Origin of the sequence: Pseudoalteromonas sp. SR41-7 (assembly GCF_014163935.1) — a bacterium.
Classification (GTDB): Bacteria; Pseudomonadota; Gammaproteobacteria; order Enterobacterales; family Alteromonadaceae; genus Pseudoalteromonas; species Pseudoalteromonas distincta.
On the sequence record NZ_JACJEF010000004.1, the window covers coordinates 164,815 to 191,097 of the forward strand.

Here is a 26,283-nt window from a genome sequence, read left to right on the forward strand (position 1 = left end):
ATAAGCGGCGCGAATATTTATAGGTATATCTACAAACACTAGTTGTTACAAGCTTTTAATACAAACTTTTCAGTATTTACTGAATAAACGAACAATTTTTGTCGTTAAATTAAACAAACAGGTGTTTTTAGATTAATTGATGTGGAATATATAGAACAGAAACAAAAATGCCAACCTAAAGGTTGGCATTTTTTATTTTAAACGATTATAAATCGTCGATTACTGAAACTGAAAATGGCGAAACTAAACCTGAAGGAGCTTCAACTGAAATGTTTAAGCTACCCGATGGACTATCGTTACCACCTGTCAAAGGTTCCCGTTTAATACCAAAAGAAACACCTACTGGAACAAAGCTCGTAGTATTAGGAAATACATAACTAGTTTCGCCAGTAATTTCACCGTTATCAGTACTAATAGATACCTCAGTACCTGCAGGCATAGGATTATTATACATATCTGCAATATACATAATCAGACTGACACTACTAGTCCCTGTTGGACTCTGGGTTAAATCTATTTCACTGACTTGACACATCTGTTGGCTTGTTGGATCAGCTTGTGAGCGACGTACTAATGGGCTCGCTGGATCACTGTTTATATGCACCTCAGATGCTGTTACGCCTGCAATAGCGGAGCAATCATCAGCATAGGTTACTAATCTAAAGAATGCCGCATCACCCGACATAACAATCTCTTGGTTTTGAAATACATTAACCAATTGACGGCTACATAGTCCTGCGGTTTCGTCTTCTTCACGACATAGTAAACCATTGTATAAACCGTTTTGGGTAGTCCAAGAGCCATTACCATCAAAATCTACGAACTCTTCAAACTCATCACCTGTTGAATTGTCACGAGAACATGGGTCTGTTCCATCACTACAATCTTTGCCGCCAAAAGTACCATCTTCATTGTTATCAATAAAAGCTTCTGGGATATCAAATAAATCATCAAAGAAGTCTTCGCTATCAAAGTAACCATTACCATTTAAGTCTGAAAAAGTCTCTTCACCAATAGCATATGCATGAACGGTTGCTCGTCCACCAAGTGGTAAATCTATTGTAAGATCATTATTTAAAATACCTAATGGGCACGGTAATCCACCATCACATTTTTGAGCAATTGTATTTTCGTACATTGAATCAGTAAAAGGACGCGGGTTGCTACTTGTCCAAGTAACGCTACATGCTCCATTCGTTGTAGTACAACTTGGCTCAATAACTCCACCTTCTGTAATAAAAGTAACGGCCGTACCATCTGGAACAGGATTATTAAAGTGATCGGCTAAACGTGCGTTAACCGCTACTGTATTACCATCAACATTTAATGCATGGGGATTGAAAATAGAACGCGATAGCGAAAAACTATTTTGATCAGCTATACCTGTACTAACAACAAGTATATCTGAAGGGGCTGTTACAACAACTGTATTACCTTCTACCTCTTCTTCACTTGATGCAATAACACGTACAGGTGTTGCAATCGAACCAGATAGTACTGATGTCTTCACTTCGCCACTGGCATTAGTAATAGCGCTTGCTGTGCCCAATGTAATGCCACCTACAGCAGTTGAAAGTTCAAAGTTAACCGTTCTTGACGCTAAATCGTTCCCGTTCGAATCGACAAGTTTGAAAGTCACTTCTGAAATTTCAGTACGGTCAGCACCACCTGTACCTTTTAATGCAATTACAGACTCTGTAACATCTATAAACTGTAAAAAACCAATATTTGCAGGTGATACATTAATTGTAGTATTTGCAGAAACGGTATCTCCACCAGTAATAACCGTTGCTGTAATAATATCACCACCCACACAAGTTAAAGGGCGATATGTAGAACGTGCAAATCCACCAATACTAGTCACTGTTTCATCAATTGATGCCTGCCCCGAACTTACACAGCCCGATGAGAATTCAACCGTTAATGGAGTTGTATATAACTCACCATCTTTAGAAATTTCAATAGAAATTAGAGCCGTAGCCCCTGCAGCTAATAGCTCATCATCAGCAATAGAGCTCGAAATAGAAATTTCGATATCTACCGCAGCAATCTGAAACGCTTTAGTCAAGTTACTATTAAGTACAGACACGGTGATTTCACCTGCCCCTACATCCTGCCCAGGAACAATATCGAGTAGTGCGATACCATTTGCATCTGTAATTGCAGTGCCTGTTGAAGGAGTAATAGATCCAATAGTAGTAGTAGCGGTTACTAAAGCTTGAGTAAGTGGTGTTGTAGAGTCTTCATTAGTCACTTCAATAAATAAAATAGCTGAAGAATCCCCTGAAATACTTGTTACCTCTTCACAGAAACTTGCATCTCTAGTTGTTTTAAAATCAGCCGGACAGTTTTGCAAAATTTTAAAATTGATATCCGCGGTGCTTTGATTAGGGTCGATAGCATCACCACGAGTATAAAACCCAACCTTTTCTGTAATAGCTTCGTACTGGGCTGTAACATTACCGGCCCCTTCAATTGTACCTGGTGCTAAATTTAGAGTAGCAATACCGTTAGTATTTGTTAGCGCAGTACCTGAGCTTGGTAAAAGACTACCTAAGGTAGAGCTAAAAGAAACCACTTCCCCGACTACTGGGTCACCATTTGAATCTAGGACTAGAGCTTGCACTAGGCCATTATCGTTAGCACTAATTTCACTTGTTTGTATTAGTGTTGTTGACGATATTAGGCTCAGATCAATTGTGAAATTATCTGCATCACCTTGGGCAGGAGAATCCCCGGCAGTTGTATATGTGAAAGCTTCAGCTGTGTAACTCGTGTTATCGCTATCAATATATTCGGCCGTTATTGAGCCTGCCCCGGCTTCTGTTCCTGCTAATAAATCAACCTTCGCAATCCCCTCCTCATTCGTCAGTGCAGTACCATTAGAAGGATTAATAGTCCCTAAGCCTGATAAATTAAATGCTACTAACTTAAAGGCACCTGGTTCACCGTTTAATAAGAGTTGCGCCTGGGCAACAGCAGGGTTTAAAAAATCTACATTACGAGTGGTCGAACCATCATTTGCTATTAAGCTAACCGTAATTTCAGCCTTTTCAACAATGATAGATTCAAAGTCAAAGGCTTCCGATGAGTACGTAACTCCATTATTTACGTAAGTTACAGATAATTCTGAAGCACCTTCAATATTTCCAGCTAAAAGCTCAATAGTAGCTATACCATTGCTATTGGTTAAAACACTTCCAGAACTAGGGTTTAAAACACCTATATTACTAGCTAACGAAAAGTTAACGCTTTGTGAGCTAACTGGAGTACCGTCATTAAGTAACGTTGCTCTTAATTCAAGTGGCACTAATGAAGTAACCATGTTTGATTGAACTTCCGTTCCATTTGAATACCCTTGCAAAGTTAAACTATAAGCAGGTTGGTTACCTTCTTTACCGTCGGATTGAAACGAGAAACTTGAGGTATAAGTAACACTATCAATGTTGAAACTTGCTACAACTTGACCAGCGCCTTCAATTGTTCCTGATGTTAATTCTACTTTCGCTTGTCCATTAGTTTGTGTAAGTGCTGAACTTGCATTTAAAGAACCCACATTACCCGATAGAGAAAATGTTATTACCTCACCAGATACTTGATTACCGTTATTAGTAAGAGTGGCGATTAAATCGATTGGAGTATCCCCTGAAACTGAATTGGTTTCAGATCCATCCCCTTGAGAGAAGCCTTGTAATTGGATCACGTATTCATTATTTGGATTTAGTCCAGCATCACCTGTTGAGCTAAACGAAAAACTATCTGTATAGGTCGTGCCATCAATTGTATATGTGGCAGTTACTTCTCCAGCACCTTCGACAGTACCAGCCATTAGTTCAACTTCGGCTTCCCCATCTATATTTGTTAGTGCAGATGTTTGGCTTAAAGCCCCAACGGTATCGGTTAAAGTAAACGTAATTCGCTGACTAGCAACAACATCACCGTCGTTATCAGTGAGTATTGCTCTTAAGTTTAAGGGAGAATCTGCCGTAACAGCATTTGACTCTGTTTCGCCTGTTTGAGAGTATCCCTTTAATGAAACCGAGTATGTAGCAGCCTCTGTAGTGGAATCACCATCACTAATAGAGCCGTCTTTTTCAAGTGACCCACCGCCACCACAGGCTGTGAGTAAAAAACTTAGCAATGAAATGCCGAGCAGTCGCATTAAAGGCATGAACCTCTCCCTAGCGTTGTTATTATAATCAAAATTAATTTTCACTTAATATTAACCTATAACTTAGTCTAAAATCTCAGTTTTTTATTACTTTTTTGCGCAAAATAATTTTAAATAAATACCAATTTTTTCTGTAGTAAATATTTCCTTGCTGGTAGTCTATGGCAAATTTATAAAATGTAGATCAGGGAATATGTCAAAAATCCGTTCAATGAGTTTAACCACTCGCATCATGATTGGTATGGCGCTTGGGGTTGCAGTAGGTTTTATATTTCAGGCTATATTAGCTGGTGAAGACGATTATCTAATACCACTTGGGTTATTCTCTTTGCCAATTAAAGCCTTTTTTGTTGATGGTATTTTCCATGTTGGTGGCCAAATATTTATTGCCAGCTTAAAAATGTTAGTTGTGCCTCTTGTTTTTGTATCGCTCGTTTGTGGTACCTGTAGCTTAAGTGACCCTAAAAAACTAGGCCGCCTAGGTGGTAAATCTATTGGTTTATATTTATTAACTACGGCTATTGCTATAACGGTGGCTATTACACTTGCCTTATTATTTAGCCCTGGTGAAGGTATAAGCTTGCCATCTAATGCAACTTATGATGCCAAAGAAGCGCCTACCCTTGCACGTGTAATTATAGATATGTTTCCTACTAACCCATTTGAAGCCATGGCCAAGGGTAATATGCTTCAAGTTATAGTGTTTGCACTATTATTTGGTGTAGCAATGGCATTAAGTGGTAAAACAGGCAAACGCGTAGCAAGTGTTTTTGAAGATTTAAACACAGTAATCTTAAAACTAGTTACGCTGTTAATGAACATTGCACCTTATGGCGTGTTCTTTTTAATGGCAAAACTATTTACGACAATTGAGCTTAACTTAATTGTTAGCCTAGCCAAATACTTTGGCGTTGTAGTGCTTGCACTGTTATTACATGCTTTTGTAAACTACACATTGCTTTTAAAAATATTAACGGGCTTAAACCCGCTTATTTTCTTAGCAAAAATGAAGCACACATGCTTATTTGCATTTAGTACCTCGAGCTCAAGCGCAACTATGCCTATTACACTTGAAACTGCTACTAAAAAACTAGGTGCTAATAACTCGGTTGCCTCATTTACTATCCCACTGGGTGCTACCATTAACATGGATGGCACTGCCATCATGCAAGGTGTGGCTACCGTATTCATTGCACAAGTGTTTAGTGTAGATTTAACAATTTCTGATTATCTAATGGTTATACTAACAGCAACACTTGCCTCTGTAGGTACAGCAGGCGTACCTGGTGTTGGTTTAATAATGCTCGCGATGGTACTTAACCAAGTTGGCTTACCTGTAGAAGGGATTGCAATTATTATCGGTGTAGATAGATTACTTGATATGACACGTACAGCAGTTAATGTAACTGGCGATTGTATGGTTACCTGTGTTGTGGCTAAATCTGAAGGTGAACTTGATGAGAGCATCTTTAACGACCCTAATGCAGCTAAAGACTTAGAAGATTATCATCAGTCTATTGACTCATAAGCTACATTTATACAGCTATAAAAAAACCTTGATGCAATACATCAAGGTTTTTTTTCGAGTAGAAAGAATTAAACTGAATCGTAAAAAAATTCTAATCTAAGGATTTAGGGATTTAAATTTAGAGAGTAAGTTTATTCCCACTTTATTTACACCACTACTCAGGCCAAGAGCTAGCTTATCGCTTAATCCCTTTTTAATTTTGTATTTAATCTTATAAATTTGGCGCTCATGTTGCTGCTCCAGCAATGCATCATCACTTGTCTTTATAACATCTACCAAACCTTTATCAATCGCTTGAGTTGCAAACCAATGCTCGCCTGTCGCAACTAAGTTTATATCTAAGCTTGGGCGTTGAGTGCTTACAAACGTTTTAAATAAATCATGTGTTTGTTCAATTTCTTCACGAAATTTTTCACGGGCCTTATCTGTGTTTTCACCAAATAAAGTAAGCGTACGTTTAAACTCACCTGCAGTAATTTGCTCAAATTCCACATCATTTTTCTTTAATATTTTATTAAAGTTAGGTATTTGAGCTATCACACCAATAGATCCAACTATGGCAAAAGGGGCTGCTAGTATCTCATCGGCTACACACGCCATCATGTAACCACCGCTCGCTGCTACTTTATCAATTGCAACACTCAAAGGAATACCGGCATTTTTAATACGCTGTAGCTGAGATGCAGCAAGTCCATAGCCATGCACTACTCCGCCGCCACTTTCTAAACGAATAAGTACTTTGTCTTTACTTGGGTTAGCAATAGAGATAATGGCTGTTATTTCTTCTCGTAAGCTTTCTACTTCGTGAGCGTCCATACTACCCAAAAAGTCAATTACATATAAACGAGGTTTAGGCTCATCTTTATCTGCTTTTTTACTTTGCGATTTAAGCTGCTTTTGGTGTGCTTTAAGCTCTTTTTTACCCAGCGTATTTTGTAGAAAACTTTCTTTAAGATCGACTAATTGCTCTGATATGTCGTCAATTTGTATTTCACCTTTTTTGGCTTTAGGCTTAACTGCAGCGCCAACTATTAGCATTAGAATAACTGCTATAGCGATAACAAAAGTAATTGTTTTAGCAAAAAACAAACCGTATTCGTATAAAAATTCCAACTGGTTTCTCCATTTATAAATTTCAGCTAATTTAGCATGCTTTAAAGCAAAAAAAAGCCACTTTTCAGTGGCTTTTAAAGGTTAATTATTTTACTGGTTATTAATCAGTCACAACCTCAGGGTTGGAAACTAATAACATTCGACCGCGAGCAGCTAAGTAAGTAGCTACTTGCAACTGCATTTCTGTATTAGCGGCAGCACTGCCTTCAACAGTTGCAGCTTGTGCATCATCTTGAGCTGGCGTTAATATAGAACCATGATGCCCTTTAGTAAATTTAACTAAGTAGCTTGTTGGTGTTTCACTCAATGCTTGCGAAGTACTTACTGTTTCAAGACCCATCAAGTTAGCTAATGGAATTGTGCCTGAAATAGGATTATTTGCTGCCATTGGTGGTATCACTTGGTCAGGCTTGTTATCAACACCATCGCCCACAACAACATTAGTATAAACAGGAGTACCTAATGCTTTTACAGTGGCTGCGTAATTAGTTGGATCGCCGCTATCTAGCGCTGTTTGCGCCGCAAATGCAAATTGAGTAAACACTCCTTGAATATTAGTAAGCTTACTTGTTTCACCAGCTGTAGTTAACGAAGCTACATACTCGTTATAACCACAAGTTAAATATGCTTCCATATCTGGTAATACTGCACCACAGTTAGACACTGCATCAACTTGTAAATACGCGTTAAACTCATCAGCTTCTGTTGTACCTGCTTGTGAAAGTACTGAACCTTGGATAAATGGACCAAATGCAGCTGATTCTAGTAAGAAGCTAGCTATACCGCCGCCGCCGCTTGCAAGTGCTACTGTGTTTACATTAAATAATGGGTCAACGGTTGGCGCTAATGGGTTATTAGCTTGTGCAATAAATGCAGGGGCTACAATAGAGCCTAATGAATGACCAATGTAAGTTACATCTTGCGCATTAATCGTTGCATCATTAATAAAGTTTAGACCTAAACGTAAACCCAATAAATCAGCCGCTGATTGACGTAAGCTATCACGCGCAACAAGTAATGAACTTAAGTTCATGTAACTAAGCACAGAACCCGTTGTTGCATTAAAGTCGTCTGTTCCATCACCATCAACATCTATTCCACGCTCACCATGTCTTGGATGGTCAATAGCAACTGTTGCAAAGCCTTGAATAGAAAGCTGCGCCGTTAAAGCAAGCATACTTTCTTTTTGTGTTGTAATACCGTGTTGCATAATAACAACTGGCCATCCGCTATCAGGCATTGCGATAGGATCTAATTGTAACTGCGCACGTACACCATTAATTATTGGTAAAATAGGCTTAGTAACTTGCACTGGCACATTTGCCATGCTTTGTACTTTTGGAATGGAGTTATATTTTGTTAAATGACGTGTGCTATCTAGTCCTAAGTCACGTAATTGCCCGTCACTTAATGCAGAACATAAACCATCATTTTCACTAATAGGATCTGTCGGAAATGCATCACCAGCAACGGCCTTGTAACCGATTATTGCCACCGCGTTATCACACATACCTTGCCAATATGTATCACTTAAATCACTAATATCAGTACCCGTTGGTGTACCTAGATACATCGGTAGCATAATGCTACCTTTTTGATATTGCACACCAGAGAAAGCAGCAGACACTTCTACACCCTGAGAAGCAAATACCTGTTGCACATTTACCATAGGTTGTTCAGGAACTTGAAGCGCAGGCGTTGGCATCGCAGGCTGTTGCAAACTTGCAGCTAGCAATTTTTTAATTGTCCCAAGTACTGGCCCCGCAGACTGAATAGTCATTGCGCTAGAAAAAATAATATCTTCTTTTGTTATATTTCCTGAACTTACAACTACATTTTCGTAACTGTTAACAGCGCCCTGCAAACCAAGTTGGGCTTCTGTAATTAATGGCGATTCTTGCTTAACCAGACCATAAGTAGAAGAAGGCTCGATAGAGCGTCCTAATGAATCTTTAAGACCAGTAGTTAGTACATTGATGTATGAGCTACCTGCCGTAAATGGTTTTAAAGGAATAATTGCAACGGCATCACCAGAAGCTTGAGTAACAAAATCAACACCAAAAGTAAGCTCACCGACCAATTTACAAGCTGTACCGGCAGCAACAACTGAACATTCTGCGTCAGTTAAACTTGCACCCATTACTACTTCAAAAATGCGAACTGTACCTGGTGTCCCAGCAGACGTTTCATCTAAGCTAACATTTGGTGGGAATGTTAAATCGATTTTATAAGGAACCTGAGAAGACCAACCGTCAAGTGCGCCTAGAGCAAGCTGAGGATCTGCATAAGCTGCTCGAGAAATAGACACATTGTTGTCATCTAATTCTCCAGGAATATTAAGTGTACCGTCTTGGGTTCCACTCATTAATAAATCATTAGGTACCGATAAGATACCTGCAGCAGGGTCAAAAGTAACCGTTGCTGTTGGAATAACGGTTGCTGTGTCGTTCTTAACATCTTCTAACGTTTCTCCGCCGCCACAACCTGCCAAGGCAGCTGTAACAGAGAGTGAAAGTAGCATTTTTTTCATATTGTTGGCTCCGCACATATTTTATTTTTATAGTGTGTTTAATCAGTGTATTAAGTTAAAACAATGTAATCAGGTTATTAATGAGACATTAGACCAGTTAAACTTAACGTAAAGTTTCTATTTTCGCCACCTAATTTTACAATAAATTCGATTACTTCACGTTTCGCTATGTTAAAATCAAAAAAAATAGATGAATGGGTACTTTTATGCACACATATCAAGCGGCTGAAAACGCACTTAAAGATAAAATTATTTTAATAACAGGCGCCGGTGATGGTATTGGCCGAGTAGCAGCAATTACGTATGCAAAATACGGCGCTACAGTTATCTTATTAGGAAAAACAACTAATAAACTTGAATGTGTTTACGATGAAATTGTTAATGCAGGTTACCCTAAACCTGCAATTGTGCCCATGGACTTAAAAGGCGCAACTAAACAAAACTACCGTGACCTTGCTGCAACAATTGAATATCAATTTGGCCGCCTTGATGGCTTGCTTAATAATGCAGGTATTTTAGGGTCACTTGGTCCACTTGAACATTTTTGCTCATCTACGTTCGAAAACATAATGAAAGTAAACGTGACCGCGCAAGCGATGATCACTAAAGCGCTTTTTCCTGTTCTTCGTAAGTCTGATAATGCATCGATAGTATTTACGTCATCAGGTGTAGGCCGCAAAGGCCGTGAGTTTTGGGGGCCATACGCCATCTCAAAATTTGCTGTAGAAGGCATGATGCAAACATGGGCATGTGAAGTAGGCAAAACGAATATTCGTATAAACTGTATTAATCCAGGCGCTACTCGCACTTCTATGCGCGCTGCTGCATACCCAGGAGAAGATAGAGACGCGCTTGCTACACCAGAAGATTTAATGCCAACCTACTTATACTTGATGAGCGATGATTCTAGTAAAGTGAATGGCGTATCGTTAGATGCTCAAGTAAAAAAGTAATTTAGAGTTTAAAAAATTTATACAACACACATTAAAAAAGCCGCAATTAGCGGCTTTTTTGTGTGCAATAAATAACTAATTTATTATTTACGTTTGGTAGGCTTAACACGTTGATTGTGTTTTTTAACTGCTTTGCGGATCTGGTTGATTTTAGCGCGTTTATCTTTGCGTTTTTCAGGCATAACAGAAAGCTTAGTTTGTGTCTCGCGCCCTAATTTAACGGTTTTGCGTAAGTAGTTTACTGTTTCTAAATCATACTCCATCCAACCACCTTGTGGCACGCGCTTATCAAGCTCTAGTTTACCGTAACGAATACGAATAAGACGAGATACTTCCGCATCTTGAGACTGCCATAAACGACGTACTTCACGGTTACGTCCTTCATTTAACGTTACGTTAAACCAGCGGTTAACGCCTTCGCCACCCATAGGGGTTACAGTCGTGAATTTGGCTGGACCATCTTCAAGCTCAACACCACGTAGTAAGTTTTTAACCGTTTCATTGGTTACTTCACCAAATACACGCGCAGAGTATTCACGCTCTACTTCATAGCTTGGGTGCATCAAGCGGTTAGCTAATTCACCATCATTAGTAAAGAGCATCAAACCCGAAGTATTAACGTCTAATCGGCCAACCGCAATCCAACGCTCACCATCAATACGAGGAAGTCGGTCAAATACTGTACGACGCCCTTCTGGATCTTTACGTGTGCTTAACTCACCTTCGGGTTTGTTATACATAATCACACGACAGATTCTATCTGCTTTTTCTTCAATCTTTACAGTGTGCCCGTCAACACGAATCAAATCGGTTTCTTCAACACGGTCTCCTAACTTTGCCACTTTACCGTTTACACTAACGCGGTTTGCATCAATGTATTTTTCCATTTCACGGCGTGAGCCTACGCCTGCACGGGCTAAGACTTTTTGTAACTTTTCACCTTGTATAATACTCATTCGGATGGTTCTCTCACAGAAGGATCGCTCAATAACTGGTTAATTTTACTTTGCTGCTCTGTTGGCAGCGCAGGTAAGTTTTCAAGTCCAGTTAACGAAAAATAATCTAAAAATTGTTTAGTAGTTGCATATAAAGCCGGCTTACCCGGAACCTCTTTATGCCCTACCACTTTAACCCACTCTCTTTCGAGTAGGGTTTTAATAATATTCGAACCCGTAGTAACACCCCTTACTTGCTCAATTTCACCGCGCGTAATGGGCTGCCTATATGCAATAAGTGATAATGTTTCCAGTAAAGCACGCGAGTATTTTGGTGCGCGTTCTTGCCACAAGTTATTTAACCAAGGGCTTAAACTACTACATGCCTGAAAACGATAACCGCTACCAACTTCAACTAAGCGAATACCACGAGTTTGAAAATGTTCTTGTATTGTATCTATTGCGTCGTTTATTCGCGCCATAGAAATAGCTAAATCTATTAATACAGTATCTTTAAGGTGGCGTTTACTCACAGGCTTATCTGCAACAAAAATAGCTGCTTCAATGATCTCAACTAGTTGTTCATCACTAATTCGCCGACCAGCCATACACACCCTTAACAAATAAAAATACACAGCCATCTATTATGACAGAACAACGCCAAACTAGGAAAATATATCTACTAAATAACTAGATTTTAAACACAAAAAAGCCAGTGATTATCACTGGCTTTTAATTTACTCTTTAAAACAACAAATATTAGCTGTGTTTAATGGCTTCTAATGCATCATCTTCAGCTACCGCGTTACCGTATTTTTTAATGTAACCCATAAACTCGCTTTTACTGATGCGCTTATCTTGGTTTTTATCCATGTAACCAAAGTGATTTGAAATATCATCATCGTTACCTTCAACTACCGAAATATAGCCATTACTGTCGTTATCTAAGCTTGAAAAGCTGCTTTCAATTTTATCGAATTTAGCGATTTCAGCTTTAAATGCCGACTCACTTACTTCAGAATCAGTGGCTACTTTACCATTGTTTAACTTCATGTAAGTGTTGAATTCTTTGCGGCTAATTTCGTTATCCATATTGGTATCAATATTTGAAAAATGGTCCCAAATGCTATCGTCATCAGCTTCAACTTTTGAGATGTAGCCATCGCTGTCATTATCTAAACTTGCAAAGTCACTGTCTATTTTTTCAAGACCTTGATTAGATGAACAAGCCGCTAGGCTTAATGATGCTAAAATAGTGGCTGCTAATGTTAACTTTTTCATAAGACGTATCCTTCGTAATTAATTAAATGTCACTTTAACTAATACAAATCCAATGCCAATAATAGTTAACTTATAAGAATCAACAACTTAATCTTGATTTGTGCATTTGTTGAACAGTTTCAATAAGTTAAGCTTGCAAGCTTTGCAAACAACCTTGTAATTTTTGCAAAAAAATACCCGGTAAAAAACCAGGTATCTCAATTTTAGTTATATAGTTCAGCTAATAATTAGATTGCTGCGTTTTGGTAGCGTTTAACAAACTCAGAAACGTTTTGACCATTACATTTTAATGAGTTTAAGTTACCAATTTTTTGACGAACAGGTGCTAAACCTTGTTTTAAAGCCGTCATACATAATTGAGTTTCTTGTTGAGCGTCTTTTGCAAATACTTCTACTTTCTCAACTGATGCGTTGCTTAATGTCGTTTTTTTAGCAATATCGCGAATATCTTCACCATTACATAAAATGCTTTTAGAAAAACGAGATAAGTAAACACCGTGCTGAGCAGCTTCTTTACGAGCAACACTAAAGCCTTCGTTTGCGCTTAGTACACATAACTTAGACTCAATTTTATTATCTTGACTGAAGTAAGTATTGCTTTGTGCTGAAGCAGTTGCAGATGCTAATAAAGCAGTAGCTAAAAGTAGTTGTGTTTTCATGAGAGATCCTATTTGAACGAGCTAAACAAGTGAATTTCGCGCATTATATATTCAATAAAGTTAAGTTCAATTGAATTTTTTATTTATTTAAAAAATTAATACTGCATTTACAATGTTTAAACTTTACTCACCAATTGATCAACATTTGTGCAGCTATTTTCTCATTTCAGTCATGTTATGTACGCGTATTTACTGATACAATTTAATTCATTAAATAGATCCAATTTTAAGGTAAATTTTATGAAAGTGATTTCTTTCAATATCAATGGTCTGCGTGCTCGTCTCCACCAATTACAAGCAATTATCGACAAACATCAACCAGACGTTATTGGCTTGCAAGAGATTAAAGTTCATGACGAAGCATTCCCACTAGAAGATGTACAAAAAATGGGATATCACGTCTACTTTCATGGCCAAAAAGCCCATTATGGCGTAGCTATGTTATGCAAAAAAGAGCCTAAATCGGTCTTAAAAGGCTTTGCTACCGATACAGAGGAATCGCAAAAACGCATGATAAGCGTCACTGTTGAACAAGATAACGGTCGCGACCTTACCGTCATGAATGGCTATTTCCCACAAGGTGAAAATATTAATCACGAAACTAAATTTCCTTATAAACGACAATTTTATAAAGATTTGATGACACACCTTGAAACCAACCACACCCCTGATCAAGACGTCATTGTTATGGGCGATATCAACATATCACCCACCGATTTAGATATTGGGATTGGCGAAGTTAATGCAAAGCGTTGGTTAAAAACGGGTAAGTGTTCTTTCCAACCGGTAGAGCGTGAATGGCTTTCAACATTACTTAATTGGGGCTTTAAAGACACCTTTAGAGAACAAAACCCAGAAACAGACGATCAATATTCGTGGTTTGACTATCGCTCTAAAGGGTTTGTAGATAACCGAGGGCTTCGAATAGATGTAGTACTTGCGACTAATGAGCTTGCAGCACGCTGTATAGATACTGGTATTGACTACGAACTGCGCGGTATTGAAAAACCCTCAGATCATGCCCCTATATGGTCAACATTTAAGTAATTACTATGCTCAGCATAACAATACAAGGGCTACTTTGGGCCCTTGTAATTATTATTGCCCTACTAAGCTTTGATAAAAAAACATATAAAACATTGCTTAATACGCCAGCCCGTCAAACTGGAGTTCTTGCATGTGCGTTAGTGTTTGCAGTGCTTTGGCGAATAAAGGCTGGCATTTTAACTGGCCTTGATTTACACATCCTAGGTGTTACGGCTGCTACATTAATTTTAGGCTGGCGATTGACTATTTTAAGTAGCCTACTTGCCACAGCGCTACTCGCTGCCTTTGGTCAAATTGAACTTGAGCTGTTACCAGTACAACTGTTTATTGGTGCGTTTATTCCTATTTTATTGAGCTATCTTGGCTTTATAATTAGTTACCAATATTTACCTCGTCATTTTTTTGTTTATATATTTGTTTGTGCGTTTATAACCGCAGGATTTATAGCCTGTATAAAAATAGGCCTAGGTGCTTTATTTTACTTAGCTATAGGGCAATACAATTGGCAAGAACTTGCAGATAACTACGTTTATTTAAGTGCCATAATTTGGTTTCCTGAAGCAATGCTCAACGGCATGGCTATAACAATTATGATCACCTATCGCCCGCATTGGGTAAAAACTTTTTACGATAAGGACTACCTAGACTCATGAGTCTACAATATCAATGCCCGCTATGTAACCTCGCACTTTTGAAAGCTGATTCAACACTTCGTTGTGCTAACAACCACAGCTTTGATTTTGCCAAAGAAGGCTATGTTAATTTACTGCCAGTACAACAAAAAAATTCAAAACAACCGGGCGACTCCCTTGAAATGGTGCAAGCTAGACGCGCATTTTTAGAGCGTGGGTACTACCGCTTTTTACAACAAAATCTTAGCGAGTTAGTCGGTCGAATAAGCGCGAATACGGTTATTGATTTAGGATGCGGTGAAGGTTTTTATACCCAGGCAATAGCAAGTAAAACAGACGCTATAGTGTACGGTGTCGATATTTCAAAATCTGCCGTTAAATATGCAGCAAAGCGCTATCCTAAGTGCCATTTTAGTGTTGCATCAATTAGCCAAGCGCCTTTTGAAAGCCAATTTGCTGATGTACTTATTAGTGTATTTGCGCCTTTGTTTGAGGAAGAACTTGAACGTCTAGCTAATAAAAACGCAACATTAGTGGTAGCAAGCCCAGGCCCTTATCATTTAAAAGAGCTAAAATCGTATATATATTCAGAAGTAAACGAACATACTGAAATAGCCACGCCAAAAGGGTTTCAAAAATCAGAACAGACTCTTTTAACAGAGTATGTAGCGCTTAGCTTTACTGATATTAAAAATTTAATAATGATGACGCCATTTGCATGGAAATTTAGACCCGAGCACTGGACAGCACTCGAACAAAAAGGTGAACACAATGTCACCTTATCATTTTATATTACTCAGTTTACCAAAATAGATAATGGTATAACCCGCTAAAACTGCTCTTTAGTAAATGCTCTATCCATTTTTTCAAACATATCTTTAAGTAAGTTAGCAAGCTCCATATAACGGGGCTTGTTCTCACTTAACTGCGTTTGATATCCATTAGCCGCCATTTTAGTGTACAGCTCGTTGTACCATTTTTGCATTGCAGGATCTAAAGGCGTTTGCGCTCGTTTGCCTAACCAAAATAAACCTTGTAAAGGTAACGATATAAAAAATAATGCACTCGCAATAGCTTGCGGTAAAAAATCAGAACCTAAGTAATTAAGCTGAAAAAACAACGTTAGCATAGCCAAGATTGGCATTACTGTAATGGCAAGCTCAGTCGCTCTAATCACTCTAAACTCTAAAAACAAAGGCGCAAGCTCTTTACGCATTGGCCATTTTTTACCATACAAACGGCCTGTTTGTAGTTGTGACATCACACTTTTTTGCATCATGACTCCTCACAGATACTGCTTTTAAATACAATAGAAAACGAGCTATACCCAAAGTGTAACACAAAATGAGGGAGTTACACTTTCTCAGTAAAAGAGCTTAAATTTCCCCTTTAATGGCGAACAATCCTAACTTAAACATCATAAATAAGGTAAAATATTTAACATTGAGTTAACCACTTTGCAGTTGAACATTTAATTGTTTTAGCTTTATTTAATACCGTAAGTGTAACTATCACGTATTAACGTTCACTTACTAAATTTGTTTATGGAAATTGAATCTATGCCAACAACCTCCCCTGAATCCCAACATGTTTTAGTTTTAAACTGTGGTAGCTCTAGTTTAAAGTTTGCCATTATTGATGCAAACGACGGTCACGAAATTATATCAGGCCTTGCTGAACGCTTGGGCGCCAAAGCCCCCTCCATTAAATACAAATTTAATGGAACTAAGACGGTTATCGACTTAGCGGCTAATCAAGCACATGCTGAGGCTATAAATACGCTTGTAAGCTTAATAAAGGATCATAACCTTGATGAGCACCTTATTGCTGTTGGGCACCGTGTTGTTCATGGCGGAGAGCATTTCACAAAGTCAGTCTTAATTGATGAATACGTAATTAACGGTATTACTAAAGCGTCTTCTTTAGCGCCGCTACATGGTCATGCGAACTTGTTAGGTATTTCATCTGCACAAGCTTCATTTATAGGTTTACCCCAAGTAGCAGTATTTGACACAGCATTTCATCAAACTATGGATGAAGTTGCCTACCTTTACGCCCTACCCTATAAGCTTTATACAGGCTACGGTGTAAGACGCTATGGTATGCACGGCACAAGTCATTACTATGTAGCAGGACAAACTGCTAAATTATTAAATCAGCCTGTAGAAAAGAGTAATTTCATTAGTGCTCATTTAGGTAATGGCTGCTCTGTTACTGCAATAAAAAATGGTAAAAGTGTTGATACCAGTATGGGTTTAACACCATTGGCTGGTATTGTTATGGGTACTCGCAGTGGAGATATTGACCCCGGTTTATTTAATTTTTTAACTACACAGCTTAGTTACAACGCTCAGCAAATAGATAATTTATTAAACCAAGAAAGCGGCCTACTAGGTATTAGCGAACTCTCTAACGATTGTCGAACGATTGAAGAAGCCGCTGTTGCCGGACATAAACAAGCACGTTTAGCGCTGGATATTTTTTGCTACCGACTAGCCAAACAAATTGCAGCCTACATGGTACCATTACAACGTTTAGATGCACTTATATTTACTGGCGGCATTGGCGAAAACTCCGATATCATACGTGAAAATGTCATTAATCAATTAGCTTTTTTAGGGTTCAGTTGTGACCAGAAGAGCAATCTTGATGCACGTTTTGGTAATCAAGGTATTATTAGTTCAGCCAATACTTCACCCAAAGTGGTAGTAATGCCGACCAACGAAGAGTGGGTTATTGCACTTGATGCCGCTAACATCGTAAAGGAGCTTTAATATGGCACGTCGTATTATGTTAATTCCTGTGTCTACCGGTGTGGGTTTAACGTCGGTATCCGTTGGTTTAGTTCGCGCTCTTGAGCAAAAAACAGTTAAAGTTAACTTTTTTAAACCCATCGCTCAGCCTCGTTCAGGCGAAACAGGTCCTGAAAAATCAACACAAATAGTCACTCAAGGTTCACCTATTAACCCACCCACCCCTTTTGCTCTTGATTATGCTGAGCAAATGATTGGCGACGGTAAAGGTGATGATCTACTAGAGGAAATTGTTGAACGCTTTGAAAGTAAAATAAACGACGATGAAGTAGCTATTATTGAAGGTATGGTGCCTACTCGTCGCCAACCTTATGCTGGGCGTGTAAACCGCGAAATTGCGCAAACACTCGGCGCTGAAATTGTATTTGTACTTACCCCTGGTAATTACACCATTACTCAAATAGAAGACCGCCTAGAAATTGCAGCAGGTAATTACGGTGGAATCGATCATCCTCGTGTACTGGGCTGTATTTTTAATAAAGTAAATGCGCCACTTGATGAAGAAGGCCGTGCACGCGCCGATTTAGTCGACGCTTACAAACCCGAAGAGCTTGAAAACGAGTTAAATCGTTTAGCGTCTTTACCTATTTTTAAAAAAAATCCGTTTATGTTGCTTGGCGCAATCCCGTGGGATTTTGACTTAGTAGCGCCACGCGTAAAAGACTTAAGCGCGTATTTAAAAGCAACAATAATTAACGAAGGCGATATGCTTCATCGTCGCCTGCGTCGTATTACTTTTTGTGCTCGTACGGTTTCTAATATTTTAAATTATTTTACGCCAGGTGCTTTATTAGTAACACCGGGCGATCGCTCTGACATACTTGTTGCTGCGTGTTTATCTGCTATGAACGGCACTAAACTTGGCGCTATATTACTCACCGGTGGCTTTGAGCCAGAGCCACGTATTATGGCTTTGTGTGAACAAGCCATGCAAACCGGTTTACCAATACTCGCAACCGATGCCGACACATGGCGCACATCACTATTACTGCATAACTTTAATATGGAAGTACCAAATGATGATGACCAACGCATTGAAAAAGTAAAAGATCACAATGCAGAGCATATCAATTCAAGCTGGCTCGATACTCTAGCTCAAAGTGTAGGCAAAACGCGTAAGTTATCACCACCTGCATTTCGTTATTTATTAACCGATAAAGCACGTAAAGCAGATAAAACCGTAGTATTACCAGAAGGGAATGAACCTCGTACAATTAAAGCGGCTGCTATTTGTGGTCAACGTGGCATTGCTAAAACTATATTGCTTGGCGATCGCGAAGAAATAATGCGTATTGCACAGCAGCAAGGTATTGAGCTAAACGAACATGTAAGTATCATCGAGCCAAAAAGTATTATAAATGATTATATTGCGCCTATGGTCGAAATTCGTAAAAGCAAAGGCCTAACTGCCGTTGTAGCACAAGAGCAACTACAAGATAACGTCGTACTTGGCACAATGATGCTTGAGCAAGGTAAAGTGGATGGTTTAGTATCGGGCGCGGTTAATACCACTGCCAATACAATTCGCCCGCCCCTGCAGTTAATTAAAACAGCGCCAGGATCATCGCTGGTATCTTCCGTATTTTTTATGCTGCTACCTGACCAAGTGTTAGTTTACGGTGACTGTGCAATTAACCCCGACCCTAATGCTGAACAACTTGCTGATATAGCGATTCAATCTGCCGACTCTGCAGCTGCATTTGGCATAGAGCCACGTGTAGCAATGATAAGCTATAGCACAGGTACATCAGGTACGGGTGCCGATGTTGAAAAGGTACGTGAAGCCACAAAAATAGCAAAACAAAAACGTCCTGATTTAATTATCGACGGCCCACTACAATACGATGCCGCTATAATGGAAAATGTAGCACTTAAAAAAGCACCTAACAGCCCTGTAGCTGGTAAAGCGACTGTATTTATATTCCCAGATTTAAATACAGGTAATACAACATATAAAGCAGTACAACGCAGTGCCGACTTAATAAGTATCGGCCCTATGCTTCAAGGTATGCGCAAACCCGTAAACGACTTGAGCCGTGGTGCATTGGTCGATGATATTGTGTATACAATCGCCTTAACTGCAATTCAGGCAGCCCAAGCAGAAGCGCTAATAGCACATTAAACACAACGTGTGCTTTTTATAGCCTAGCTATTATTTATTTAATAATTAACTAGTTAGGCTATTTATACCCTGCAACCCCCATACTTATCCACAGAAATTGTGGGTAAGTTTTTAATCTCTATTAAAACCCACTTCCAAATGCTCATTTTAGTCACGCTTACACCTTTAACTTGAAGGCAATAATCTATACTATAAAGCTATCAATAATGCTGTATCGCAGGCGTTTAATGTCAAAACAAACATTACAATTACACAGCACGGTTTTATCTATTCACAGTTTAGATGTTGACGCCGATATACCTGCGGCGCTACTCAAGCTTCCTTTATTTTTTATATCTAAAACCCAGGATGAACTATCTATTGTTTGCCCTAGTAGCTTTGAAATAGAGAGTTTAGATACCGAATCTGATTGGCAAGCACTTGAGGTGGTTGGCCCACTTGGTTTTTCGCTGACCGGAATAATGGCTAATATATCGGGTGTATTAGCACGCGCTAAAATTTCTATTTTTTCAATCTCAACCTACGATACCGATTATATTTTAGTAAAAAAGCAAACGGCCTCACTAGCACTTAACGCCTTAAAAAAAGATGGTTACAACGTGGTGGCGCAATAGCATATGAAAGCACAAACAATTGAATATCTAGCACTCAATAAAACGCCTCGTAGTGCCATCCTTATTACAAGCCCATTTACAGGTAAAGTAATACCGCTTCAAGAACACCCCGAACCTATTTTTAGGTTTGGTATTCTCGGTCCTGGTATTACTGTAAAGCTCAGTAGCCACAAAATTTTAGCGCCGTTTGATGGCACGTTATTACAAGTAAAAAACGCAGGTACTGAGTTTATTTTACAGGCTAAAAATGGTTTAAAAGTTTTAATCAACTTAACTATTACCGGTTCGCAATCAATTACACATACTCATATTGCACAATTAAATGGTAGTGAAATAAGTAAAGGCCAGCGCCTCGCTTATTTTGATTTACGCGAACTAGAAACGCCTATGCTGGCCAGTTTAATCTTACTTAACGGCCATAATCTCGGCACATTTCATTACTCACATTCGCATGTAAATGCGGATGTAGATACCTTATTAACTATTATTAAGAAGAACTAGATTTATGATCACTCTATACGGTATTAGCAATTGCGACACGATAAAAAAAGCAAAAAAATACTTAGCCGACAACAACATCGAATTTACGTTTCATGATTACCGCAAAGATGGCGTAGATGAGCAAATGGTAAGTGATTTTGCAGATAAACTCGATTGGGAACAGCTTGTTAATAAACGTGGCACAACTTATCGCGCACTAACTGATGAGCAAAAACAGAGTTTGACTAAAGAAAGTGCTATCCCATTGTTAGTTGAACAACCTGCCATGATCAAACGCCCAGTACTTATTAACAATGGCAGTTACCACTTAGGTTTTAAAGCAGCCCAATACGATGAGATATTTAAATCATGAAAGATGATGTAATTGCACTCGCTCAAGCACTAATACAACGTGAGTCAGTAACGCCCGAGGATGCTGGCTGCCAACAGATGATGAACGATCGCCTTGCTGCGGTTGGTTTTAATATTGAGTCATTATTTTTTACCGACACATTAAATACATGGGCTCGAAAAGGCACACAATCACCGCATTTTTGTTTTGCAGGCCACACTGATGTTGTGCCAACAGGCCCAGAGAAAAATTGGCAACACCCGCCGTTTTCAGGATTAATAAAAGACGGTTTATTACATGGGCGCGGCGCTGCCGATATGAAAGGCTCGTTAGCTGCAATGCTTGTTGCAACCGAGCGTTTTGTTACTAAACATCCAGATCATAAAGGCTCAATTTCTTTTTTAATAACCTCCGACGAAGAAGGCCCGTTTATAAACGGGACTACCCGTGTAATTGATACGCTAGAGGCGCGCGGTGAAAAAATTGATATGTGCCTAGTAGGCGAGCCTTCATCACGAGATGTATTAGGTGATGTTGTTAAAAATGGCCGCAGAGGTTCACTTACCGCTTTTTTAACCGTTAAGGGTGTACAAGGGCATGTCGCCTATCCACATTTAGCACAAAACCCAATTCACCTAGCAACCCCTGCCCTTACTGAGCTTAGCCAAACGGTGTGGGATAACGGAAATGAATACTTCCCTGCTACCAGCTTTCAAATTTCAAATATTAATGGCGGCACAGGTGCAGGCAACGTGATCCCGGGTGAGCTAGAAGTACAGTTTAACTTTAGATTTAGCACGCAAGTAACACATGAGCAATTACAACAACGTGTAAATGACATACTACAAAAGCATAACTTAAATTATGAATTAAGCTGGATAGTAAATGGCTTACCTTTTATTACCGAGCACGGCCCACTTGTTGATGCCACAGTAAAAGCGATTAAATCAGTAACCGGTTTAACCACAAACCTAGAAACTACCGGCGGTACATCAGATGGTCGCTTTATTGCACAAACAGGTGCTAAAGTAATTGAACTTGGCCCACGTAACGAAACTATTCATAAAGTAGATGAATGCGTAAGTACCGATGATTTAATAGCCCTTACCGACATTTACGAGCAAATACTAGAGCAACTTTTAGCATAATGGATGTAACTAAACCAACATCGATAATGTGTATCACAGGGCAAAGTGATACACATTTAACTGACATACAAAATCATCGCTTGCACAGCGCTATTATTAGCGACTTTTTAGCGCTGCAAAGTGCAGCTCAAAAAGCGGGATTTGATCTTACTATTGCCTCAAGTTTTCGCGACTTTGAACGCCAGTCAATTATTTGGAATAATAAGTTTTTAGGTATTCGACCTGTTTATAATAAACAACAAAAGGTTGTAAATTTAACTAAATTAAATGATGTAGATAAATGCATAGCAATAATGCTCTACTCTGCACTACCTGGCGCAAGCAGACACCATTTAGGGACTGACTTAGATGTGTTTGATAAAGCTGCGGTCAGTGATGATTATAAGCTACAGCTAACACCTGATGAATACCTGCAAGGTGGGCCGTTTGCACCTTTAAGTAATTGGCTTGATACTAACTTAGTTAAATTTGGTTTTTATCGCCCTTACCAGCATGATTTAGGTGGCGTAGCACCTGAGCTTTGGCATATAAGCCATATTAAGCAATCACAATTATTAGTGAATAAACTTAGCGAGCAAGTACTTTTTGAATGCATAAAAAACAGTGAACTACAGGGTAAGCGGGCAATACTTGATAACTTACCTGCTATTTATAAACGCTTTGTAACAAACGTAAGCCCACACCTAAAAGAAGGTTAGGTTATATTAAGCCTTCTTTTTATTTAAAATAAACACCAGCACGGCCCCTAATATTAACGAGCTTGCTACTATAAACTCAATTGTTACCTGCTCTGATAAAAACATAACACCAGCAATGGCAGCAAGTACCGGCACACAAAGTTGCACAACCGCAGCTTGGGTACTTTTAAGTAGTGGCATTGCTACATACCAAACACTATAACCAACTCCAGACGCTATTGCCCCCGAGGCACACGCAAGTAATACCCCTTCAATACTCATATTTTTTAAATAACTCATACCTACAAGTAATAAAACAGGGATAGCAACTAAGCTTCTTATAAAGTTAAACCCAGTAGTACGCAGTGGCGATACGCACACTTTACCGCGAATACTGTAAATACCCCATGCCACACCACTGAGTGCCATAAGTGATGCACCTAATAATGAAGGCACCGCTGCAGATGGCAGCATTAAATATACAAAACCAGATAACGCCACTATAAATGCACACCACTGGAGTACGCTTAATTGCTCTTTTTGATAAATACCCCAGCCAATCATAGTAAGTTGCACAGCAGAAAATAAAATTAGTGCACCGGTACCGGTATCTAGCTCTACGTAGGCAATCGAAAAACAAAGCGCGTAAACAAGCAGGCTAATACTGCTTCGCCAGCTTCCTCTGTCACTTAAAATAGCGGGATTGAATGTGCCTTTACGTTTTAAATTATGGGTATAAATAGCCATTATAATGCCCAAACATGCAGCCCCGCTAAGTAAGCGAATAACAGTAAAGTTCCAAGCATCTATATAACCTTCTGCTAAGGCCATTCTGCAAAAAAGAGAATTTGCGGCAAACGCAATTAAAGCAATTAATGTGTATATGGTGGCTTTCAAAAAAATTCCTTCGCAACGAAAAATAACTATATTGTTTTAACTCACTCGCTAATTAACCAACCACGTTCAAGCCATTGATTAATTTTAGTAATTAAAAACCCAGCGATTTTCTCGCCTGGGAGTTCATTTAAACAGGATTGACATAACTGTGCAAAGGGTGTGTTTTGTTTTAATAAACTCAGTAAGCGATATTCTTGTGCATCAACGCTTAAATATTGTGTACGCCTTTGAGCATCACGTGCTACAACCCAAAAGCGAGGTTCTGAGACTCTTGGCTCTGGCGGTGTTTGCTTTTGTTTTATTGCCTGCCAACTTTCAACCGCCAACGTATAAAACACAACTAACTGAACACTTGGATGTAATTTTAATAGTAAAGTTGGCCATTGCTGAGGTTCAATACTTTCAAGCTCTGATACATTAAGTAATGTTTTATCGCTTGCATCAAAAGTACTTAGTAATAGTCGTTCAAATTTTGCTATATCTGCAAGTATGGGGTAATCACTAAAAGGAGTATTAGCGGCTAAATAATCTGGTAGCTTCTCTGCAAAAATTCGTAGTGACGTATGAGTTGAAGGATATAAAGCTAAATAACCATCAACCATCATCTCAAATAAATCATCACCTAAGTAAATGCCCAACTGTTCGTGATCTTGCTCAATCACGGCTCTTAAGCGAATTTTATAAGCGCTTTGATAAATAGAGAGTCGCTGTTGTGTATTTAACTGCCCTTGCTGCGCAATTTGCTCGCTAATATCCGAACTTTCTCCTTGCAGTAAATCCATAAACTGTTGTTGCAGCTTTGCTAAACCACTCATGACCTTATATCCCAAAACGGTTTCACTAGCGCTTTGGCATGCTCAAGCTCAGTAATTAAATCATCAAGGGAGCCAATATTATCATCGCGTTCAATCATGGTACTTACCGGATTTAATGTTTTTGCATACTGAGCATATAAGTCCCATACCGCATCGGGAACATCTTCATCGTGCGTATCTATAATATGCGTACCAAAGTCTTGATGTCCTGCTAAGTGAATTTGTGCAATAGCTGTACTCGGAATAGCTGATAAATAATCCATTGCATTAAAGTCGTGATTACGCGCACTTACATAAACATTATTTACATCCATTAAAAACTTACAGCCTGTTTGCTTATGTAATTGCGCTAAGAATTCCCACTCACTCATTTGTGAATCGTTATAGGTTAAATAGCTCGATACATTTTCAAAAATCATTTCGCGCCCTAGGTAGTCCTGAACTTGCGAAATTTTATTTGCTAAATGATCAAGCGCCTCTGAGGTGTAAGGCATTGGTAGTAAATCGTGGCTATTAATACCGCCCACTTGGGTAAAACATAAATGATCAGACACCCAATGCGGCTCAACCCTCGCAATTGTGTTTTTTAACTGATTTAAGTAGTCCTTATCAATAGGGTCAATACTACCAATCGACATTGATACCCCATGCATAACAATCGGATAATCTGCTCTTATTTTATTTAAATAATGCCAAGGTTTTCCACCGGCTACAAAATAGTTTTCTGAAATAATTTCAAACCAATCTACAGCTGGTTTATCTGCAATAATTTGCTCAAAATGCGGGGCTCTTAGCCCTAAACCAAAACCTAAAAAACGATTTGTCATAAACTTCCTTAATAAGCCTGAATAATAAACACATCGTTCAAGCTTATTTTATGCGTTCGATAAATTGGTATTAGCTACCTACAGAACCACCAATATCACCACATGCTTTTGCAGGCATTGATACAAAACCGGTGCCTTTACATGATGCATGTCCAGCACAAGCATTATTAGCAGTCTTACAATCGTTATGACCGCCACACACATTTACATCGTTACAATGTACTAAATCTGCTTTAGCTACACTGCCAACCCATTTATCTTTTACTGTACCGCCAACGTCAGCACATGATTTTGCAGGCATTGCTACAAAACCAGTCCCTTTACATGACGCTTGACCTGCACATGCATTCTCAGCTGTTTTACAATCGTTATGGCCACCACATACATTCGCATCATAACAATGAACTAAATCAGTTGTTGCGCCATTACTAGCAACTGCACTTGATGTTGCCGTTTCTGCCTCTGTTGCATTACAACCAACTAAACCTGCTACCATTACAGCCATTGCTGCACCTGTAAACTTTTTCATTTTTTAATTCCTCTAAGTGATATAACTCTTAGCAAGACCGCTAAAGCGAAAATACTATTTCAGTGGAGTGATAATAAACCAAAAAAATTCACACTTTGTTCACTAATGTCACTTTATATTTCTTTATTAGCAGGCAGTTTTACTCTACGATTTTTTACAA

At 38.9% G+C, this 26,283-nt stretch carries 24 protein-coding genes; 12 read left to right on the forward strand and 12 right to left on the reverse strand.

What is annotated here, in order from left to right; translation table 11 throughout:
- Positions 1-205: 205 nt before the first annotated feature.
- Complete coding sequence (locus tag H5092_RS07010) at positions 206-4,171, reverse strand: Ig-like domain-containing protein (protein WP_182733198.1); 3,966 nt, start codon at positions 4,169-4,171, stop codon at positions 206-208.
- A gap of 193 nt (positions 4,172-4,364) precedes the next feature.
- On the opposite strand from H5092_RS07010, the gene H5092_RS07015 reads away from it, so the two are divergent.
- Positions 4,365-5,699, forward strand: coding sequence for a dicarboxylate/amino acid:cation symporter (locus H5092_RS07015; RefSeq protein WP_182724288.1), 1,335 nt, complete (start codon positions 4,365-4,367; stop codon positions 5,697-5,699).
- Between the two features lie 96 nt (positions 5,700-5,795).
- Here H5092_RS07015 and sohB read toward each other — a convergent pair whose 3' ends face one another.
- Positions 5,796-6,812 carry a protease SohB gene (gene sohB, locus H5092_RS07020; RefSeq protein WP_182733199.1) on the reverse strand — a complete coding sequence of 339 codons (1,017 nt, stop codon included), beginning with the start codon at positions 6,810-6,812 and terminating at the stop codon, positions 5,796-5,798.
- Positions 6,813-6,912: 100 nt separating this feature from the next.
- Positions 6,913-9,342, reverse strand: coding sequence for a VolA/Pla-1 family phospholipase (locus tag H5092_RS07025; RefSeq protein ID WP_182733200.1), 2,430 nt, complete (start codon positions 9,340-9,342; stop codon positions 6,913-6,915).
- Between the two features lie 206 nt (positions 9,343-9,548).
- Between H5092_RS07025 and H5092_RS07030 the strand changes: the two genes are divergently transcribed.
- A complete protein-coding gene (locus H5092_RS07030) occupies positions 9,549-10,295 on the forward strand; it encodes a YciK family oxidoreductase (protein ID WP_182733201.1) in 747 nt (248 codons plus the stop codon).
- Positions 10,296-10,378: 83 nt separating this feature from the next.
- Here H5092_RS07030 and rluB read toward each other — a convergent pair whose 3' ends face one another.
- From rluB to H5092_RS07050, 4 genes are all read right to left on the reverse strand, one after another.
- Positions 10,379-11,251 carry a 23S rRNA pseudouridine(2605) synthase RluB gene (rluB, locus tag H5092_RS07035; RefSeq protein ID WP_024595359.1) on the reverse strand — a complete coding sequence of 291 codons (873 nt, stop codon included), beginning with the start codon at positions 11,249-11,251 and terminating at the stop codon, positions 10,379-10,381.
- Complete coding sequence (scpB, locus tag H5092_RS07040) at positions 11,248-11,838, reverse strand: SMC-Scp complex subunit ScpB (RefSeq protein ID WP_002959713.1); 591 nt, start codon at positions 11,836-11,838, stop codon at positions 11,248-11,250. Before scpB ends, rluB begins: the two co-directional genes overlap by 4 nt.
- 151 nt (positions 11,839-11,989) lie before the next feature.
- Positions 11,990-12,511 carry an EF-hand domain-containing protein gene (locus tag H5092_RS07045; protein ID WP_182733202.1) on the reverse strand — a complete coding sequence of 174 codons (522 nt, stop codon included), beginning with the start codon at positions 12,509-12,511 and terminating at the stop codon, positions 11,990-11,992.
- Between the two features lie 227 nt (positions 12,512-12,738).
- Positions 12,739-13,170 (reverse strand): exonuclease III, encoded by a 432-nt coding sequence (locus tag H5092_RS07050; protein ID WP_182733203.1) that lies wholly within the window; start codon positions 13,168-13,170, stop codon positions 12,739-12,741.
- Between the two features lie 240 nt (positions 13,171-13,410).
- On the opposite strand from H5092_RS07050, the gene xthA reads away from it, so the two are divergent.
- From xthA to H5092_RS07065, 3 genes are read left to right on the forward strand one after another with little or no spacing between them, the layout of a single operon-like run.
- Positions 13,411-14,217 (forward strand): exodeoxyribonuclease III, encoded by an 807-nt coding sequence (xthA, locus tag H5092_RS07055; RefSeq protein WP_182694965.1) that lies wholly within the window; start codon positions 13,411-13,413, stop codon positions 14,215-14,217.
- A gap of 5 nt (positions 14,218-14,222) precedes the next feature.
- Positions 14,223-14,870, forward strand: a complete 648-nt coding sequence (locus H5092_RS07060; RefSeq protein ID WP_024596545.1) for an energy-coupling factor ABC transporter permease — start codon at positions 14,223-14,225, stop codon at positions 14,868-14,870.
- Positions 14,867-15,682, forward strand: a complete 816-nt coding sequence (locus H5092_RS07065) for a putative RNA methyltransferase (protein ID WP_182733204.1) — start codon at positions 14,867-14,869, stop codon at positions 15,680-15,682. Before H5092_RS07060 ends, H5092_RS07065 begins: the two co-directional genes overlap by 4 nt.
- Here the strand turns inward: H5092_RS07065 and yfbV are convergent.
- A complete protein-coding gene (gene yfbV / locus H5092_RS07070) occupies positions 15,679-16,125 on the reverse strand; it encodes a terminus macrodomain insulation protein YfbV (protein ID WP_024596543.1) in 447 nt (148 codons plus the stop codon). The genes H5092_RS07065 and yfbV overlap by 4 nt on opposite strands.
- A 283-nt stretch (positions 16,126-16,408) precedes the next feature.
- Between yfbV and H5092_RS07075 the strand changes: the two genes are divergently transcribed.
- The 7 genes from H5092_RS07075 (at position 16,409) to H5092_RS07105 (ending at position 23,076) form a co-directional block, all read left to right on the forward strand.
- The gene (locus H5092_RS07075; RefSeq protein ID WP_182733205.1) at positions 16,409-17,623 is read left to right on the forward strand and encodes an acetate kinase; all 1,215 of its coding nucleotides are present in this window, start codon (positions 16,409-16,411) and stop codon (positions 17,621-17,623) included.
- A 1-nt stretch (position 17,624) separates the two neighbouring features.
- Positions 17,625-19,784, forward strand: coding sequence for a phosphate acetyltransferase (pta, locus tag H5092_RS07080; protein WP_002959697.1), 2,160 nt, complete (start codon positions 17,625-17,627; stop codon positions 19,782-19,784).
- A 227-nt stretch (positions 19,785-20,011) separates the two neighbouring features.
- Positions 20,012-20,398 carry an ACT domain-containing protein gene (locus H5092_RS07085; protein ID WP_002959696.1) on the forward strand — a complete coding sequence of 129 codons (387 nt, stop codon included), beginning with the start codon at positions 20,012-20,014 and terminating at the stop codon, positions 20,396-20,398.
- Between the two features lie 3 nt (positions 20,399-20,401).
- Positions 20,402-20,899, forward strand: coding sequence for a PTS glucose transporter subunit IIA (locus H5092_RS07090; protein ID WP_002959694.1), 498 nt, complete (start codon positions 20,402-20,404; stop codon positions 20,897-20,899).
- Positions 20,900-20,903: 4 nt separating this feature from the next.
- A complete protein-coding gene (locus H5092_RS07095; protein WP_024594546.1) occupies positions 20,904-21,251 on the forward strand; it encodes an ArsC family reductase in 348 nt (115 codons plus the stop codon).
- Entirely contained in the window at positions 21,248-22,378 is a 1,131-nt protein-coding gene (gene dapE / locus H5092_RS07100; RefSeq protein WP_154903259.1) for a succinyl-diaminopimelate desuccinylase, read from the forward strand. The genes H5092_RS07095 and dapE overlap by 4 nt, the downstream gene beginning before the upstream one ends.
- Positions 22,378-23,076, forward strand: coding sequence for a M15 family metallopeptidase (locus H5092_RS07105; protein WP_182733206.1), 699 nt, complete (start codon positions 22,378-22,380; stop codon positions 23,074-23,076). The genes dapE and H5092_RS07105 overlap by 1 nt, the downstream gene beginning before the upstream one ends.
- 6 nt (positions 23,077-23,082) lie before the next feature.
- On the opposite strand, the gene H5092_RS07110 is transcribed toward H5092_RS07105, so the two are convergent.
- From H5092_RS07110 to H5092_RS07125, 4 genes are all read right to left on the reverse strand, one after another.
- A complete protein-coding gene (locus tag H5092_RS07110; RefSeq protein WP_024595107.1) occupies positions 23,083-23,952 on the reverse strand; it encodes a DMT family transporter in 870 nt (289 codons plus the stop codon).
- Positions 23,953-23,993: 41 nt separating this feature from the next.
- Entirely contained in the window at positions 23,994-24,767 is a 774-nt protein-coding gene (locus H5092_RS07115) for a DNA-binding domain-containing protein (RefSeq protein WP_182733207.1), read from the reverse strand.
- The gene (locus H5092_RS07120; protein ID WP_154903261.1) at positions 24,764-25,594 is read right to left on the reverse strand and encodes a DUF692 domain-containing protein; all 831 of its coding nucleotides are present in this window, start codon (positions 25,592-25,594) and stop codon (positions 24,764-24,766) included. The genes H5092_RS07115 and H5092_RS07120 overlap by 4 nt, the downstream gene beginning before the upstream one ends.
- 70 nt (positions 25,595-25,664) lie before the next feature.
- Positions 25,665-26,123 (reverse strand): hypothetical protein, encoded by a 459-nt coding sequence (locus H5092_RS07125; RefSeq protein ID WP_024595110.1) that lies wholly within the window; start codon positions 26,121-26,123, stop codon positions 25,665-25,667.
- Positions 26,124-26,283: the final 160 nt, after the last annotated feature.